Annotated in this window: 13 protein-coding genes; 9 read left to right on the top strand and 4 right to left on the bottom strand. The window is 68.8% G+C overall.

The features are described from left to right. Positions 1 to 42 precede the first annotated feature (42 nt). From ABD663_RS11875 to dgoD, 3 genes are all read right to left on the bottom strand, one after another. Complete coding sequence (locus ABD663_RS11875; protein WP_344738782.1) at positions 43 to 3,066, bottom strand: glycoside hydrolase family 2 TIM barrel-domain containing protein; 3,024 nt, start codon at positions 3,064 to 3,066, stop codon at positions 43 to 45. A 74-nt stretch (positions 3,067 to 3,140) separates the two neighbouring features. After that, positions 3,141 to 3,896: a FadR/GntR family transcriptional regulator gene (locus ABD663_RS11880; protein WP_344738784.1), complete on the bottom strand. Its 756-nt coding sequence runs from the start codon at positions 3,894 to 3,896 to the stop codon at positions 3,141 to 3,143. A gap of 62 nt (positions 3,897 to 3,958) precedes the next feature. Next, on the bottom strand, positions 3,959 to 5,104 hold the full coding sequence (gene dgoD, locus ABD663_RS11885; RefSeq protein ID WP_344738786.1) for a galactonate dehydratase: 1,146 nt from the start codon (positions 5,102 to 5,104) through the stop codon (positions 3,959 to 3,961). 146 nt (positions 5,105 to 5,250) lie between these two features. On the opposite strand from dgoD, the gene ABD663_RS11890 reads away from it, so the two are divergent. From ABD663_RS11890 to ABD663_RS11915, 6 genes are read left to right on the top strand one after another with little or no spacing between them, the layout of a single operon-like run. After that, positions 5,251 to 6,114: a fumarylacetoacetate hydrolase family protein gene (locus tag ABD663_RS11890; RefSeq protein WP_344738788.1), complete on the top strand. Its 864-nt coding sequence runs from the start codon at positions 5,251 to 5,253 to the stop codon at positions 6,112 to 6,114. Next, positions 6,111 to 6,884, top strand: a complete 774-nt coding sequence (locus ABD663_RS11895; protein WP_344738790.1) for an SDR family NAD(P)-dependent oxidoreductase — start codon at positions 6,111 to 6,113, stop codon at positions 6,882 to 6,884. Before ABD663_RS11890 ends, ABD663_RS11895 begins: the two co-directional genes overlap by 4 nt. 2 nt (positions 6,885 to 6,886) lie before the next feature. Continuing rightward, on the top strand, positions 6,887 to 7,879 hold the full coding sequence (locus ABD663_RS11900) for a phosphotransferase family protein (RefSeq protein ID WP_344738792.1): 993 nt from the start codon (positions 6,887 to 6,889) through the stop codon (positions 7,877 to 7,879). Next, positions 7,876 to 9,168 (top strand): phosphopyruvate hydratase, encoded by a 1,293-nt coding sequence (gene eno, locus ABD663_RS11905; RefSeq protein ID WP_344738794.1) that lies wholly within the window; start codon positions 7,876 to 7,878, stop codon positions 9,166 to 9,168. The genes ABD663_RS11900 and eno overlap by 4 nt, the downstream gene beginning before the upstream one ends. Positions 9,169 to 9,184: 16 nt before the next feature. Continuing rightward, positions 9,185 to 9,976, top strand: a complete 792-nt coding sequence (locus tag ABD663_RS11910; protein ID WP_344738796.1) for an SDR family NAD(P)-dependent oxidoreductase — start codon at positions 9,185 to 9,187, stop codon at positions 9,974 to 9,976. Between the two features lie 31 nt (positions 9,977 to 10,007). Next, on the top strand, positions 10,008 to 10,865 hold the full coding sequence (locus tag ABD663_RS11915; protein ID WP_344740229.1) for an SMP-30/gluconolactonase/LRE family protein: 858 nt from the start codon (positions 10,008 to 10,010) through the stop codon (positions 10,863 to 10,865). Positions 10,866 to 10,958: 93 nt separating this feature from the next. Here ABD663_RS11915 and ABD663_RS11920 read toward each other — a convergent pair whose 3' ends face one another. Further along, positions 10,959 to 11,762, bottom strand: a complete 804-nt coding sequence (locus tag ABD663_RS11920; RefSeq protein ID WP_344738798.1) for an IclR family transcriptional regulator — start codon at positions 11,760 to 11,762, stop codon at positions 10,959 to 10,961. A gap of 244 nt (positions 11,763 to 12,006) precedes the next feature. Here ABD663_RS11920 and ABD663_RS11925 point away from each other — a divergent pair, with 244 nt between their 5' ends. From ABD663_RS11925 to ABD663_RS11935, 3 genes are read left to right on the top strand one after another with little or no spacing between them, the layout of a single operon-like run. Continuing rightward, positions 12,007 to 13,395: an aldehyde dehydrogenase family protein gene (locus tag ABD663_RS11925; RefSeq protein WP_344738800.1), complete on the top strand. Its 1,389-nt coding sequence runs from the start codon at positions 12,007 to 12,009 to the stop codon at positions 13,393 to 13,395. After that, on the top strand, positions 13,392 to 14,378 hold the full coding sequence (locus tag ABD663_RS11930; protein WP_344738802.1) for a sugar kinase: 987 nt from the start codon (positions 13,392 to 13,394) through the stop codon (positions 14,376 to 14,378). The genes ABD663_RS11925 and ABD663_RS11930 overlap by 4 nt, the downstream gene beginning before the upstream one ends. Next, positions 14,365 to 14,991, top strand: a complete 627-nt coding sequence (locus ABD663_RS11935) for a bifunctional 4-hydroxy-2-oxoglutarate aldolase/2-dehydro-3-deoxy-phosphogluconate aldolase (protein ID WP_344738804.1) — start codon at positions 14,365 to 14,367, stop codon at positions 14,989 to 14,991. The genes ABD663_RS11930 and ABD663_RS11935 overlap by 14 nt, the downstream gene beginning before the upstream one ends. Positions 14,992 to 15,069 lie beyond the last annotated feature (78 nt).

Genomic DNA, 15,069 nt, shown 5'->3' on the forward strand with positions numbered 1-15,069 from the left:
GCCGCCCGGTTTCGTGGTTCGGATGAGCACGGGCGCCGAACGTCACCCGAGACGCTCGAAGCGGAAGGAGAAGGTGCGTGCGCCGGGCCAGAGGGCGTGGCGGGGCTCGACGTCCGGCCCGCACGCACGGGATCCGAGACCGTGCACGGCGTCGTCGAGGTACAGGTGGTTCCGCGTCGAGGATGGAAGCTCGAACGGGTGGGTCGCGACATCCAGCTCGTGCGCCGACCAGCGTGAGTACACGAATCCGGGCAGGTCCGCTGTGCGGCGGGGGCCCGTTCGCACCCGCAGCCCGTGACCCGCATCGTCGGTGATGTCGACTCGCCGCAGGTTGCTGCGGTGTCCCGATTCCTGGGGTCGCGCATGCATCGTGTTGAGGACATCGATGTGGCGCTCATGTACACCGATCCAAGCCCCTTCGGCCATGTCGGGGTACGACTCGTGCGGGCCGGCCCCTACCCACGAGACATTGTCGAGAGCGGCCGGAAGGGTGAGATGCACTCCGACGCGCGGCCAGCTCGAGTCCCAGCCGGCGTCGGGCAGGATGTCGACGACGAGCAGCGGTGACGGGGCCTCGAGGTCGAGCCACTCGTAGGCGACCCGCAGCTGGCGCGCCTTGTCGGCGGCTCCCACCACCGACTCGATCCGCACGGCGTCGGTCGAACGGCTCACCGACGTCACGCGATGGCGCAGCCGATTCAGGCCGCGATCGCGCCAGCGCTTCTCGGACGGCTCGCCGGGAATCCGTCCCAGGCCGCGAAGGGTGGACTCGGGGGCGCCGAGCTCGAACGAACCCGCTCCCTTGCCGCGATCGTTGTCGGTCGGCGCACGCCACAGTTCCACGCGGGGCCCTTCGACGGGAAAGCCCAGCAGCTCGACGAGGCCGCCGGTCGACGCGTCGAACGTGGCCGCGGTGAAGGACAGATCATCGCCGGTTCGGACGACTGTCGGGAATGAGTTGGGAGAGGGAAGGGGCGGACGCGTCGGCACGGAGCGCTGGGCCCGCGAGACGACGTGCCCCGCACATGCCCACGCGGTGTCGGATCGCAGCGCCGCGGTCATGGACAGCCATGCATCGTCGGCTCCGGAGGCAGCCTCGGCGATACGGGCGGGGATGGCGAACGCGGATGTCTCCCCCGGCGGGACATCGATCGTGACCTCTTCGGCGGCCAGAGTGCCCTCCGCCGACTCGGCCGACACCGTGAACACGTAGGGTGCCGTCGACAGCGAGTGGGCCCTGTTGCGAACCTCGATGGTCTCACCGGCGAAGGCGAATCGAACGGGCGCCGAGATCGCGGCGAACTCCACCAGCCCGGCCGTGGGCGTGCCGTCGGACAGCACCAGACCGTCGATGACGAAGTTGCCGTCATGCACCTCTTCGCCGAAGTCTCCGCCGTAGGCGAAGTGTCGGCCGCCGTCGATGGGCTCGACCTCGAGTCCATGATCGCGCCACTCCCAGATGAACCCGCCGTGCAGGCGCGAGTGGGCGTCGACGACCTCGTCGTACCAGTCGAGGCCGCCCGGTCCGGTGCCCAGCGCTGCACCGTACTCGCACATGAGCATCGGTCGCGTGCGCACGCGCGCGGCCTCTGCCGGGGCGCAGCCGAAGATGTCCCCCTCTTCGGCTGCGATGGTCTCGAGTTCGTGCGGGGTCGGGTACATGCGTGAGTAGACATCGGTGTAGGCGCCCGTGTAGTCGCCCTCATAGTGCACGGGACGGCTCGGATCGCGCCGTGCCGTCCAGCTCGACATCGCGGCGAGGTTCTGTCCCGTACCGGATTCGTTGCCGAGCGACCAGAGGATGATCGACGGGTGGTTCTTGTCGCGTTCGACAGTCCGCTCCATGCGATCGAGGTAGGCCGCGCGCCACGCCGGGTCGTCGCTCGGGTTGCCGACCCAGTCGACGAAGAAGAAGGCGTGGGTCTCGAGGTCGCACTCCAGGATGACCCACAGGCCGAGCTCGTCACACAGGTCCAGGGTGCGCGGATGCGGCGGGTAGTGACTGGTCCGGATCGCGTTCACATTGTGTCGCTTCATCGTCAGCAGATCTGCACGCACTGCCTCCTCGTCGAAGACACGACCGAGACGATGGTGGAATTCGTGGCGGTTGACCCCGCGGAAGGTGAGGGGGCGCCCGTTGACGAGCATCCGATCTCCATCGATGCGGACCGTTCGGAAGCCGGTGCGCAGGAGCATCGTCTCGCCCGCCGAGGCCACGATCGCCTCGTACAGGCGCGGTGACTCCGCAGACCACGGATCGACCTGCCCGACGTCGAACGACGGTGCCGCCTCGAGTGCAGCGCGGTCGCTGAAGACCGACTCGACGTCGAGTTCGGGAATGCGCACGGTGACCGGGAAGGCATCGTCCTCGGCGTCCAGTCTCACGGTGACCCGACCGTGACCACTGTCGTCGTCGAAATCGGACTGCAGCCAGACATCGTCGACGCTTCCGACCGGGCGTGCCAGCAGGGTCACATCGCGGAAGATGCCGGGCAGCCACCACTGGTCCTGGTCTTCGAGGTACGTGCCCGGCGACCACTGGTGCACGCGAACGGCCAGCACATTGCGACCGTCGTGCAGCATCTCGGTGACGTCGAACTCGCGCACGAGGCGGCTGCCGATGCTCCCTCCGACCTCCTGCCCGTTGAGCCACACGCGGAACGCGGACTCTACGCCGTCGAACCGCAGCAGCGTGCGCGCGCCGTCCCACTCTGAAAGGACGAAGTCACGTCGGTAGTCTCCGGTCGGGTTCTCGTCCGGAACGTGGGGAGGATCCAGCGGAATGGGCAGCTGGATGTTGGTGTAGATGGGGTTGCCGCGGTCGCCGCCCGAGGGGAGCACCCAATGGGACGGCACCGCGATCTCGCCCGCCGCCGGCGGTGCAGCCTCGGGATCGATGAAGTCGAGGGGTGCGTCGGCGCGAGGCGACAGGCGGAACCACCACGTCCCCGCCAGGTCGACCGCGGCGGCATCGGTCTGCACGCGAGCGCGTGCGCGCGAGATCCGTCCGTAGCCGGGCGCTGTCGTGTCGAGGACGGATGGTGGGAGGTCTGCTGTGGTGGGCACGGGGACTCTCTCTCAGTGAACCGGTTTCTTGCGGACGAAGCGCGGCTGGTCGTCCGAGCTGTACGGCGGTCCGGTCAGGCGGGCGGTGCTGTGCGGCTGAGGTGCGATTGCAGGTCGCGGGCCGTGCGCTCCAGGTGGCGCTTCATGGCTCGCTCGGCGCCGAGCGCATCGCCCTTGGCGACGAGCTCGAAGATCCGGCGGTGCTCGCGCACCGCGTCGTCGATGTCGCCGCCCGCGGCCATGAATCCGGCGAAGCTCTGGGTGAAGCTGTGGTGCAGCGAGGACGCAAGGCTCTCGAGCAGAAGCGAGAGCATGCGGTTGCCGCTGGCCATCGCAAGCGCCTCGTGAAAAGCGACGTCCGCGGTGTTGTACCGCGCGACGGACTCGTCGGTGCCATCGAGCGCGTCCGCCGCGCGCTGCATCTGGTCCAGCGCGGCGTCCATCGCGGCAAGCGCGGCGCGGCCGGCGTGCTTTGCGGCCTCGGAGGCGGAGAGCACCTCGAGCGAACGGCGGATGCTGAGCAGTTCGAGCACCGACCGCGAGTCGCGACGGATGGCGACGCTCAGGAACCGCGACATCACCGTGCTGTCGGGCTGTCGAACGGTAGGACGTCGCCCTCGACTGAGTTCGATCAGCCCCTGGCCGGCGAGGACCTTGAGTGCCTCGCGGATGGTGAGTCGACTCACCCCGATCGACTCGGCGAGCGCTGCCTCGGCCGGAAGCTGATCGCCCGCTTCCGCCTGTCCGACGATCAGCTCTTCGAGCTCTCGAAGAGCGATCGCGAGGGCGGTGTCGCCCGGAGGGGCGTCGTCGGCGCCAGCGGTCGGCATGGTGGGGATCGTATCCGCTTTCCGCGGATCCCACCTCGTGCTCGCCGTCGATGCCATGGGATTCACCACTCAGCGAGACTGCCGTCGCGATGGCGCCACACCGGCGCGCGCCAATCGTGTCCGCGCTTGTCGGCGCTGCGCACTGCTCGATCATCGATCTCGATGCCGAGTCCGGGGCCGGTCAGGCGCTCGATCGCGCCGTCGACGACTTCGAACACCGATCCGTCGAGCACGTAGTCGAGCACATCCCAGTCGTCGTTGTAGTGGATGCCTCGGCTCTGCTCCTGAATGAGGAAGTTCGGCGACGCGAAGTCGACCTGCAAGCAGGCGGCCAAGGCGATCGGTCCGAGTGGGCAGTGCGGGGCGAGAGAGATCCCATGCGTCTCCGCCTGTGCCGCGATCCTCCGCATCTCCGAGATGCCGCCGCAGTGCGAGACATCCGGCTGGGCCACGGCGATACCCGCGTCCATCAACGGAACGAAGTCCCAGCGGGAGTAGGCGCGCTCGCCCGTCGCGATCGGAACGGTCGACACCGCGGTGAGGCGGGGCAGGTGTTCGGCGGCGAGCTCGGGCACCACCGGTTCCTCGACGAACAGGGGATTGAGCGGTTCGAGCAGCGGTAGGGTGCGCCGGGCCATCGCCGGCGAGAAGCGTCCGTGGAAGTCGAGGGCGAAGTCGTCGTCGCCCATGGCTTCACGTACTGCGCTTGCTCGGGCGACGACGTCGGACACCTCCCGGGGGGACGGGATCGCGGTGAGCTCTGCGGATCCGTTCATCTTCACGCAGTCGAACCCCTGCTCGCGACGCACGTGCGCCTCGGCTGCGATGTCGTCAGGACGGTCGCCGGCGATCCAGGCGTACACGCGGGCGCGGTCCCGCACCGGCCCGCCGAGAAGCTCGTGGATCGGAACACTCAGCCGCTTGCCGGCGAGATCCCAGAGCGCTTGATCGATGCCGGCCACGGCGCTGGCGAACACGGCGCCGCCCCGATAGAAGCCCGCCCGTGTGAGTTCCTGCCAGATGTCTTCGATGCGGTTGGCGTCGCGTCCGACGAGCGGCTCGGAGAGCTCTTCGACGGCGGCCCGGACTGTGCGCGCGCGGCCTTCCACCACCGGCTCTCCCCAGCCGACGAGGCCGTCATCGGTCTCGACGCGGACGAAGAGCCAGCGCGGGGGCACCAGGAACGTTTCGATGCGGGCGATCTTCATGGCTGCCTCCTCGTAGATGTGGCAAAGGTATCAGATACTCATGCGCACAAGTGAGCGGCAATGCTTCTCTACAGGGCCGATGGGCAACTGAAAGTATCTGATAACTTGGCCTCGGTTGATCCATCCACACGGACGAGAGGACGGCGATGAAATTCCTTCGCGTAGGAGAGCGTGGCCACGAAGTGGACGTGGCCAGCTTCGACGGTCTCGTCGGTCTGGACGTTCGATCGGTGATCGCGGCCGGGGCCGAGCCGGCCACGATCGAAGGGATGCGCCAGATCCGCGCCGCGTTGCTGACGGGTCGCCCCGACATCGACCTGACCTCGACGCGTATCGGCTCTCCGATCGCACAGCCGGGCAAGGTCGTATGTGTCGGCTTGAACTACCGGCAGCACGCGGCGGAAGCGCAGATGCCGATCCCGGAGGAGCCGATCCTGTTCATGAAAGCTCCGTACACCGTGCAGGGACCGAATGACACCGTGATCATCCCGCCGGGGAGCGAGAAGACCGACTACGAAGTCGAGCTCGCCGTGGTCATCGGGCGCCGTGCGGAGTACCTCGCCTCACCCGCGGAGTCCCAGGAGTACATCCTCGGCTACGCGATCTCGAACGATGTCTCGGAGCGCCATTTCCAGCTCGAGCGAGGCGGTCAGTGGGACAAGGGCAAGAACTGCGACACCTTCAATCCTCTTGGTCCGTGGATCGTCAGCGCGGATGAGATCCCCGACCCTCAGGCGCTCGAACTGCGTCTGCGCGTCAACGGCGAGCTTCGGCAGAATTCGTCGACGGCCGACATGATCTTCGACGTCGACCACCTGGTCTGGTACGTGAGCCAGTTCATGACCTTGCTCCCCGGCGACGTCATCAACACGGGGACGCCGCAGGGCGTGGGGTCGGGATTCGCACCCGGAAAGTTCCTCACCGCGGGAGACGTCGTCGAGGTCGAGATCAGCGGCCTCGGCGCACAGCGTCACGCCCTCGCCGAATACTCGCGCGGGGGCGCACGGTGAGCGCGCCCGTCGCCATCGAGCAGTTCCCTCGCGACTATGCCGCCGTCGTGATCGGCGGCGGCGCCGGAATCGGAGAAGCCGCCGCGCGATTGCTGGGAGCGCGCGGCGTCGATGTGACCGTCGCCGATCGCGACGGCGACGCCGCTGAAGCCGTCGCGGCGGCGATAAGGGACGCCGGCGGGGCTGCGGCATCCGAGGTGTGCGACGTGACCGACGAAGTCGCTGTGCGGGGGGCGTTCAACGCGGCGGTGGATCGCTGCGCAGTCGTGCACGCGGTCGTCAACTCCGCCGGCATCCAGGGGCCGCTCGGGCGACCCAGCCACGAGGTGGAGATCGACGAGTTCGAGCGCACCCTCGCCGTGAACCTGACCCCCGGCCTGACGATCGCGCGTGTCGCCGTGCCCCACTTCCTCGAGCAGGGGTACGGACGCATCCTGCACGTCTCGTCGATCGCGGGCAAAGAAGGCAACCCGAACATGATCGGCTATTCCGCCAGCAAGGCGGGCCTCATCGGGCTGGTCAAGGCGCAGGGCAAGGAGTACAGCCGTGCCGGCATCACCGTCAACGCTCTGGCGCCCGCCGTCATCCGCACCCCCTTCCTCGACAGCCAGCCGCAGTCGGTCATCGACTACATGATCGAAAAGATCCCGATGGGTCGAACGGGTGAGCTGAGCGAGGTCGCCGAGATGATCGCGTTCATCGTGTCCCCTGCTGCCGCGTTCACCACCGGATTCGTCTTCGATCTCAGTGGCGGACGGGCGACCTACTGACCATGGGCGACGACCTCCTCGACGAGCGCACCGTCATCGCATATCTCGCGGGAAGAGGTGTCGTCGACGGCGCGCGCGCGAGGGCACGTCGGTTGGGTGGAGGCGTCAGCAACGTGGTCCTGGCCGTTGATGACGGATCGCGCCGGCTGGTTCTGAAGCAGGCGAGGGCGAAGCTCGCCGTCGCGGAGGCCTGGTACGCGCCGAGGACGCGTGTGCTGCGTGAGGCCGAGGGGCTGCGGGTGCTGTCGGGAATCGATCCCGAGGCCGCGCCCCACGTGGTCGATCTCGATCCGGAGGACCTCACCATGACGATCGAGCAGGCTCCGGATGGATGGACAGACTGGAAGAGCCGTCTGATGGCCGGCGACGTGGACGCCGGCATCGCTGCGCGACTGGGGGGAGCGCTCCGGCGCCTTCACAGCGCGACACGCGGTGGAAGCGGACTCAGCGCGGCGTTGGCCGCAGACACCGACACCTTCACGGTGTTGCGGGTCGAGCCCTACCACCGCACGACGGCACGGCGGAACCCTGACCTCGCGCGCCGGATCGCCGCCGTGGCGGACCGGATGAGTGAGACGCGCGAGTGCCTGGTCCACGGAGACTTCTCGCCCAAGAACGTGCTCGTCGGCGACCCGGGCGCGTGGGTGATCGATTTCGAGGTCGCCCACCTGGGCGACCCGAGCTTCGACGTCGCGTTCCTGCAGACCCACCTGCTTCTCAAGGCGATTCACGCGCCGCAGTGGCGCGAACACTATGCGGCCGCGTCCCGAGCATTCATCGACAGCTACACCGCCGGTGCCCCACTCTCCGACGCGGCCCACGTCTCGCAGCAGATCGGTTGCCTGCTGCTGGCGCGAGTCGACGGCAAGTCGCCGGCCGAGTATCTGCGCGCGCACGAGCAGCGGCGCGTGCAGGCACTGGGACGCACGCTGCTCATCGAGGCGCCGGCTGAGCCTGAGGCCGCATGGACACTGATGGAACAGGAACGGGAATGACCGACGATCGGATCGCTCGAACGCACGCGTGGGAGGCACTCGACTCGCGCGGGCGCCCCACGGTCGCGTGCACGCTGACCCTGGCGAACGGCGTGGAGGGCCGAGCCGTGGTGCCGTCAGGCGCCTCGACGGGACGCCACGAGGCGCTCGAGCAGCGCGATGGCGGTGAGCGCTACGGGGGATGGGGCGTCTCCGGTGCGGTCCGTGCCGTCAATGAGGAGTACGCGCGGGTCGTCGAGGGCCGTTCGGTCGCCGACCGCGTGGGCATCGACGCCGCCGTGGAAGAGCACGACGGCACCGACAACCTTGGACGACTGGGATCGAATGCCGCGCTCGCCATCTCGCTCGCGGCGACCGTCGCCCATGCGGCATCCGAGCGCACCCCCCTGTGGTCGACGCTGACAGGTCCGCGACCGGCGAGCATACCGATGCCGATGGTGAACATCCTCTCCGGCGGAGCACACGCCGGCCGGGCCGTGGATGTGCAGGATTTCCTCGCCGTTCCCGTCGGTGCCGCATCCTTCACCGAGGGGATCGAACAGGTCGCCCGCGTGCGTGCTGAGTGTGCGCGGCTGCTCGACCAGCGCGGCGGCTGGTCGGCGCTGGTCGCCGATGAGGGCGGGTTGGCGGCCAAGCTCGACAGCAACGAAGCCGTACTCGCCTTGCTTGCAGACGGGATCGACGCGGCGGGCTTCGGCGCCGACGAGATGGCGATTGCGCTCGACATCGCTGCCACGCAGCTCGTCGAGGGCGGCGCGATCGTGCTCGCCGGACAGGGCGAGCGGCTCGGCGTCGCCGAGTGGCTCGACCTGGTCGCCGGGTGGACCGAGCGCTATCCGATCGTGTCGATCGAGGACGTCGTCGGCGAGGACGACTGGGAAGGGTCGCGGGCCGCGACGGCGCGCCTGCCGCACGTGCAGATGCTCGGGGACGATCACTTCGCGACCAACCTCGACCGCGTTCGGCGCGGCATCGACGAGCGCTCCGCGAATGCCGTTCTCGTGAAGGTGAATCAGGCGGGCTCGGTGTCGCGGGCGGAACGCGTCGTGTTCGAGGCGATCGGCGCCGGCTTCGAGACGGTCGTCAGCGCCCGGTCCGGCGACACGGAAGACTCGTGGCTGGCGGACCTCGCCGTCGGCTGGGGTGCGCGACAGATCAAAGTCGGATCCACGATGCGCAGCGAGCGCACCGCGAAGTGGAACCGTCTGCTCGAACTCGAGAGCGTCGGTGACCTGCCGTTCGCGGGTCGCGAGGCACTGGCGGGGCAGCGGTCGGCTGAGCAAGGCTGAGGGCGGAGGAGAAGACATGGACGTTGCAGAGTCGATCGGCGCCGGCCCGTCAGGGCGGCTGTGGGAGGGCAAGACGGCCATCGTCACCGGCGGCGCCTACGGGATCGGCGCGGCGATCGCCGCGCAGGGGGTCGCAGACGGCGGTCAGGTCTGGATCTTCGACGTCGACGATGAGGCGGGGGAGGCCACCGCGCAGCGCATCGGCGACGCGTGTCGGTACCTTCACGTGGACGTGACCGACGAGCAGGCGATCACCGCCGCTGTCGCCGAGATCGTCGCGGCGACCGGACGCGTCGACATCCTGGTCAACAACGCCTGCGGCGACGCGAACGAGGACGCCGTATCGATGAGCGTCGAGCGCTGGGACGCCATCATGCGCCTGAACCTCACCTCGGCGTGGCTCGTCTCGCGCGCCGTTCTGCCGTCGATGCTCGAGGTGGGCGAAGGGAGCATCGTCAACATCGGCTCGCTCCACGCTCGGCTCACCGAAGAGGGTGCGTTCCCCTATGCCGTCGGCAAGGCGGGTCTGGGGGGTCTGACGCGCTCGCTCGCGTTGGAGTGCGGGCCGAAAGGTGTGCGGGTGAACATGGTGTGCCCGGGGTGGACGCGCAGCGAGCGGGTCGAGGCGATGTTCGAACGGGTCGGCTCTGAGCGGGTCGCGGAGATCGAGAACACCCACGCGCTGCGGCGGGTCGCGACCCCGGCCGATATCGCGCCGACGGTGTCGTTCATCGCCTCGGACCGCGCGGCGTTCGTCACCGGAGCGACCTGGGAGGTCGACGGCGGCCTGGGATCGCGCTTTGCCTGAGGGGAATGCGGTGGGCTCGTCGTCCCATCGTGTGCTGAGGCGGTGCGGGGGCGGGAGGTATCGGCTCGGCGAGGGCCCCGTGTGGGACGCCCGCCATGAGCGTGTGCTGTGGGTCGACATCGACGGATGCGCGGCGTGGGCGCGGCCGTGGCCAGACGGCCCGGTGACACTGATCCATCGGGCGGAGAGGGCCGTGTGCGCGATCCTGCCTGCCGACGACGGTGGCCTGGTCATCGTGGAGGCCGACCGACTCGTGCGCCAGGATGAATCCGGTGCAGTGTCGGGAGAGCGAGTCGTCGACCTCGGCGATGCGCGCCGATTCAACGACGCGACCGTCGACCCGCAGGGGAGACTGCTGGTCGGCACACTGAGCCTCACGGGGCGGAGTGAGTCGCAGGAGCTGTTCCGACTCGAGCCCGACGGACGGTTCGCGCGGGTGCGGGAGGGTCTATCGCTGTCGAACGGTCTCGGCTTCTCTCCCGACGGGACGCGCATGTACCACGTCGACACGATGCGACGCCGGATCGACGTGCTCGACGCCACTGACGACGCGCCGATCGCGATCACCGAGTGGACCGTTGAGGGCGGGTATCCCGACGGACTTGCCGTCGACGCGGAGGGGTTCGTCTGGGTCGCGCTGTGGGGAGGTTCGGCGGTGGTCCGGCTCGACCCGAGCGGTCGGGTCGTCGACGGTGTTCCGGTGCCTGCGCCGCACACCACGTCAGTCGCGTTCGTCGGCTCCGCCCTCGATGAGCTTCTCATCACGACGGCGTTCGTTGGCCGGGCGGAGCCGGCAGACGCGGACGGGGGCGTGTACCGGTGCCCGGCCGGGGTGGCGGGGGTCGACGTGCCGGCGTGGAGGACCCAACCGTTGAGCACGATGTCGTAGCGTGAAACGCTCAAACATGCGTAAAGGCGGTCGGGTTCGACGAGAGCATCATGGCCGCTCACCCGCCGTCCGGCTGCGCGGTCTCATCGAGATCTACGAATCGATGAGAGGCTCGCGCAGCTGAGCATCCGTCACGGCCCCTGCCGCTGCCGCGGGCGTGGGACGTCCCAACTCCGCTGAGATCGCGTCCGCCGCGCGCCGGATGCGGGATGCGTGCCGCTCGAGAACGGATACGGGCGCAATCGAGCGGACCGCAGTGACCGAGACCGCGCCGCGCACCTCGTCGCGCAGTCCGAACAGCGGGAAGGCGATGCAGTTGATGTAGTCCTCGCCCTCCGCGTCGTCGATCGCCCACCCCCGGGCCCTGATCCGCGCGAAGTCGGCGCGCAGCCCATCGGCATCGGTGATGGTGCTCGCAGTGAACCGCTCGAAGTCGCACGCGACGATCGCCGTGTCCTGGACGGCCGCGGGGGCGTACGCAAGAGCGGCCTTGGCGACACCGGCGGCATGGGCGTTCGCCTTCGCGCCGACGCGTGAGCGCATCTTCACGGAGCCGAGGCCTTCGATCTTGTCGACGTAGACGATGTCCGATCCGACGAGCTCGGCGACGTGGACGGTGTGGCCCAGTTCGTCGGCGAGGGACTGGATGTGGGGGCGTGCGGCATCGCGAAGGTCGATGCCGTCCAGGGCGCGTTGACCGATCTCGACCAGGTCGAACCCGATCCCCCACCTTCCGTCCGGGAGTCGGCGCACGAAACCCCGGCTCTCCATGCTGTGCAGGAGTCGCACCACTGTCGAGCGGTGCACGTCGAGCATCTCGCTCAGTTGCCGAGGGCCGTCCGGGCGCACCGATAGCGACTGCAGTATGTCCAGAGCGCGCTCCAGTGACGTCGACATCGTCCTCCCTCCCCACCGCCAGTTGCGTTCGCCGTTGGGCACTGGGAACGAGTAGGTGTGCAGCAGGCGCACAGCGTATCAAACATCGGCCGAGGCGCAATGAGTGGGCTCGACTCGAGGGAGAGATCGTGCGAGAATCGATCTAGCTGCACAAGGGTGTGCATGTTACGCACACTAGGAGGAGTGGGAAAGCATGGCCGAGACAGGACGGCTCTATATCGGCGGGCGCCTTCGCGATACCGGCGTGACACGCGAGGTTGTGTCGCCTGCGACGGGCGATGTCGTCGGTCGGCTGGCATGGGGCGGCGCCGATGATGCGCGAGACGCCCTGGTGGCGGCACGGGACGCCCAGCAGATGTGGGCTGCTGCGGGAGGGGACGCACGCGCAGAGTGGATGGACCGGCTCCGTGAGCGGGTAATCGACGCAGAGCGTGAACTGCGAACCGCCGTGGTCGCCGAGACCGGCAAGACCTGGGGGCAGTCCGAAGAGGATTATCAGCTGCTGGTCGACTCTCTATCGTTCTACGCCGCCGCAGCGCGTGATCTCGCTCCCGAACCGCTCGCCGATCGCGCAGGCACGCACACCCACGAACTGCGCAGCGAACCCATCGGTGTCGCCGTTGCTTTCGTCGCCTGGAACTTCCCTCTGCTGAACATCGCCTACAAGCTCGGTCCAGCGATGGCCGCCGGAGCACCGTTGGTGGTCAAACCGTCGGCGAAGACCTCGCTCTCGGCTGCCGTCCTCGGCCGGCTGTGCTCCGAGGTAGGGCTCCCGGCAGGCGTCGTGAACCTCGTATGGGGCGACGACGTCGAGATCGGGGACGCGCTCTCGTCGTCGGAGATCCCCGCGCTGATCACCCTGATCGGCTCGGCCGATACCGCCAAGCACGTGATGCGAGTGGCATCCACTTCGGTCAAGCGCTTCTCGTTCGAGCTCGGCGGCAACGCGCCGGTCATCGTTCTGCCCGATGCCGACCTCGACCGTGCGGCGGACATCGTCGCCACCCTCAAGTTCGCCAACGCCGGACAGGTCTGCGTGGCGCCGAACCGGGTCCTCGTCCATGACGATGTCGCGGACGACCTCGTCGCACGCCTCGTCCATCGTGCACACGACGTGCGCGTCGGAGCGGGCGGCCCGGGCGCGGTCGATATGGGACCTCTGATCGACGAGGCCGCGGCGGACCGCGTGCTGAGCCTCGTCGACGACGCCGTCAGCGCCGGCGCGCGCGTCGTGGCGGGGGGTCGGCGACTGCCGGATGCGCCGACGAACGCCTTCGTTCAGCCGACGGTGATCGTCGATGTGGAGGCGGATATGCGTGTGGCGGCGGAGGAGATCTTCGGGCCCGTCATCGGCGTGCAGCGGTTCAGTGATACGCGCGATGCGATCGATCGCGCCAACGCGACGACGGCCGGCCTGAGCGCCTTCGTCTTCGGGTCGGACGCGAGCGAGATCGCGCGATGCGTCGATGCGCTGCAGTTCGGCGAGGTGCACGTGAACGGCGTCAAGTACGCGATCGAGTTGCCCCACGGTGGGATGAAGCAGTCGGGTTCCAGCTGCGACTGCTCCCTGCGGGCACTCGACGACTACCTGGTGACCAAGCGGGTGTCGCGCCCGGTCTCGAGTCCCGCATGACGGTGCTCTGCGTCGGCGAGACGATGGCGCAGATCGTCCCGATCGACGGCGCGCGGCTGGTCGATGCCGAGACCTTCGCCATGACCGCGGCGGGCGCTGAGTCCAACGTCGCGGTGTCGCTGTCGCGGCTCGGGTCGGCCGCGCGCTGGGCCAGTCGTGTCGGCGATGATCCGGTCGGCACGCGCGTCGTCCAGGCCGTGACGGCCGCGGGTGTCGACACCTCCCTCGTCGAGCGGGTGGCGGGTGCTCGCACCGGCATGTTCCTCAAGGACCCGTCGTCCGGTGGTTCCGCTGTGCACTACTACCGAGTCGGGTCCGCGGCATCCCGGATGGATACTGCGTTCGCCGACGTCATGCTCGCGACGGCACCTCGCTGGATCCACTTCACCGGCGTCACCGTCGCCTTGTCAGAGTCGACCGCCGCGATGGCCGATCGGCTGCTGGACGGCGCCGGGAGGTCGGGCATCCCGGTCAGCTTCGATGTCAACTACCGCTCGTCGCTGTGGTCGTCGCGCCCAGAGGCGGCACGCCGCTTGCGCCAGGTCGCGTCGCGCGCCGATGTCGTCTTCGTCGGGCTCGACGAAGCCCAATCACTGTGGGGGATCGAGACCCCTGACGATGTGCGAGCACTGTTGCCCGCGGTGAAGACCGTGATCGTCAAGGACGGCCCGGTCGAGTGCGTCTCGTTCGACGGCGAGCGGGTGCTGCGGATGCCCGCGCTCGAGGTCGACGTCGTCGAACCCGTCGGAGCAGGCGATGCCTTCGCGGCAGGGTACATCCACGCGCGCATCGCCCGGCTCGAGCCCCTCTCCCAGCTGCGGCTGGCCCATCTGAATGCCGGAGTGGCACTTCGCTCGCACTCCGATACGGGACCCCTCGACGGTGCCATCGGTCTTGTTTCGCGGGCCTGCACCGGCATCGACTGGCCGGATGCGCTCGCGGCGACCGCGCAGCAGAACAGGAGAGACCATGCATCGATTTGAGGTGGCCCAGGCCATCGCCGACAACCGGAGCGTCGCGATCGTCAGGTCCGGCGACGCTGAGACAGCGGCGTCTGTCGCGGAGGGTCTCATCGTCGCGGGCCAGCGCATCCTCGAGATCTCGATGACGACCCCGCAGGCGCTGGAGATCATCGCGGATCTGAGTCGACGGTTCCTGCCGGCCAAGGCGATCATCGGCGTGGGGACCGTGCTCGACGCATCGACGGTGCGGCTCGCGCAGATCGCCGGTGCGCGGTTCGTCGTCTCGCCCACACTCGACTTCGGCGTGCTGCGCGCGGCACATCGCTACGGGTTGGCGACTCTTCCGGGTGTCGCATCGCCGACCGAGGCCATACGGGCTCTCGAGGCGGGCGCCGACTTCGTCAAGCTCTTCCCGGCGAGCGCATACGGCCCGGGCAGCCTGGCTGACCTGCTCGCTGCGTGCCCCCAGCTTCCCGTCGTCCCCACGGGTGGAGTGACACTCGACAACGCGCCCGACTACATCCGCAGCGGTGCGGTCGCGGTGGGCATCGGCGGCGCCCTCACTGGTGGGAGCGCAGATACCGTCGCACAACGAGTCGACGGGCTGCGCGCCGTGCTTCACACGGCGCGGTGACGACTTCGGGCCCCACCCTCGACCCGGTGAACCGAGCGGAGAGCGGGGCCCGAAGTCGTGGCGCGCTCGATGGCGGCG

The sequence above is a fragment of the Microbacterium awajiense genome, assembly GCF_039536545.1.
Lineage (GTDB): Bacteria > Actinomycetota > Actinomycetes > Actinomycetales > Microbacteriaceae > Microbacterium > Microbacterium awajiense.

Coding starts and splice junctions, on each gene's coding strand:
- ABD663_RS11900 (WP_344738792.1), top strand. CDS start 6,887: ATGGGCGACGACCTCCTCGACGAGCGCACCGTCATCGCATATCTCGCG.
- ABD663_RS11880 (WP_344738784.1), bottom strand. CDS start 3,896: ATGCCGACCGCTGGCGCCGACGACGCCCCTCCGGGCGACACCGCCCTC.
- ABD663_RS11920 (WP_344738798.1), bottom strand. CDS start 11,762: ATGTCGACGTCACTGGAGCGCGCTCTGGACATACTGCAGTCGCTATCG.
- ABD663_RS11890 (WP_344738788.1), top strand. CDS start 5,251: ATGAAATTCCTTCGCGTAGGAGAGCGTGGCCACGAAGTGGACGTGGCC.
- dgoD (WP_344738786.1), bottom strand. CDS start 5,104: ATGAAGATCGCCCGCATCGAAACGTTCCTGGTGCCCCCGCGCTGGCTC.
- ABD663_RS11930 (WP_344738802.1), top strand. CDS start 13,392: ATGACGGTGCTCTGCGTCGGCGAGACGATGGCGCAGATCGTCCCGATC.
- ABD663_RS11935 (WP_344738804.1), top strand. CDS start 14,365: ATGCATCGATTTGAGGTGGCCCAGGCCATCGCCGACAACCGGAGCGTC.
- eno (WP_344738794.1), top strand. CDS start 7,876: ATGACCGACGATCGGATCGCTCGAACGCACGCGTGGGAGGCACTCGAC.
- ABD663_RS11910 (WP_344738796.1), top strand. CDS start 9,185: ATGGACGTTGCAGAGTCGATCGGCGCCGGCCCGTCAGGGCGGCTGTGG.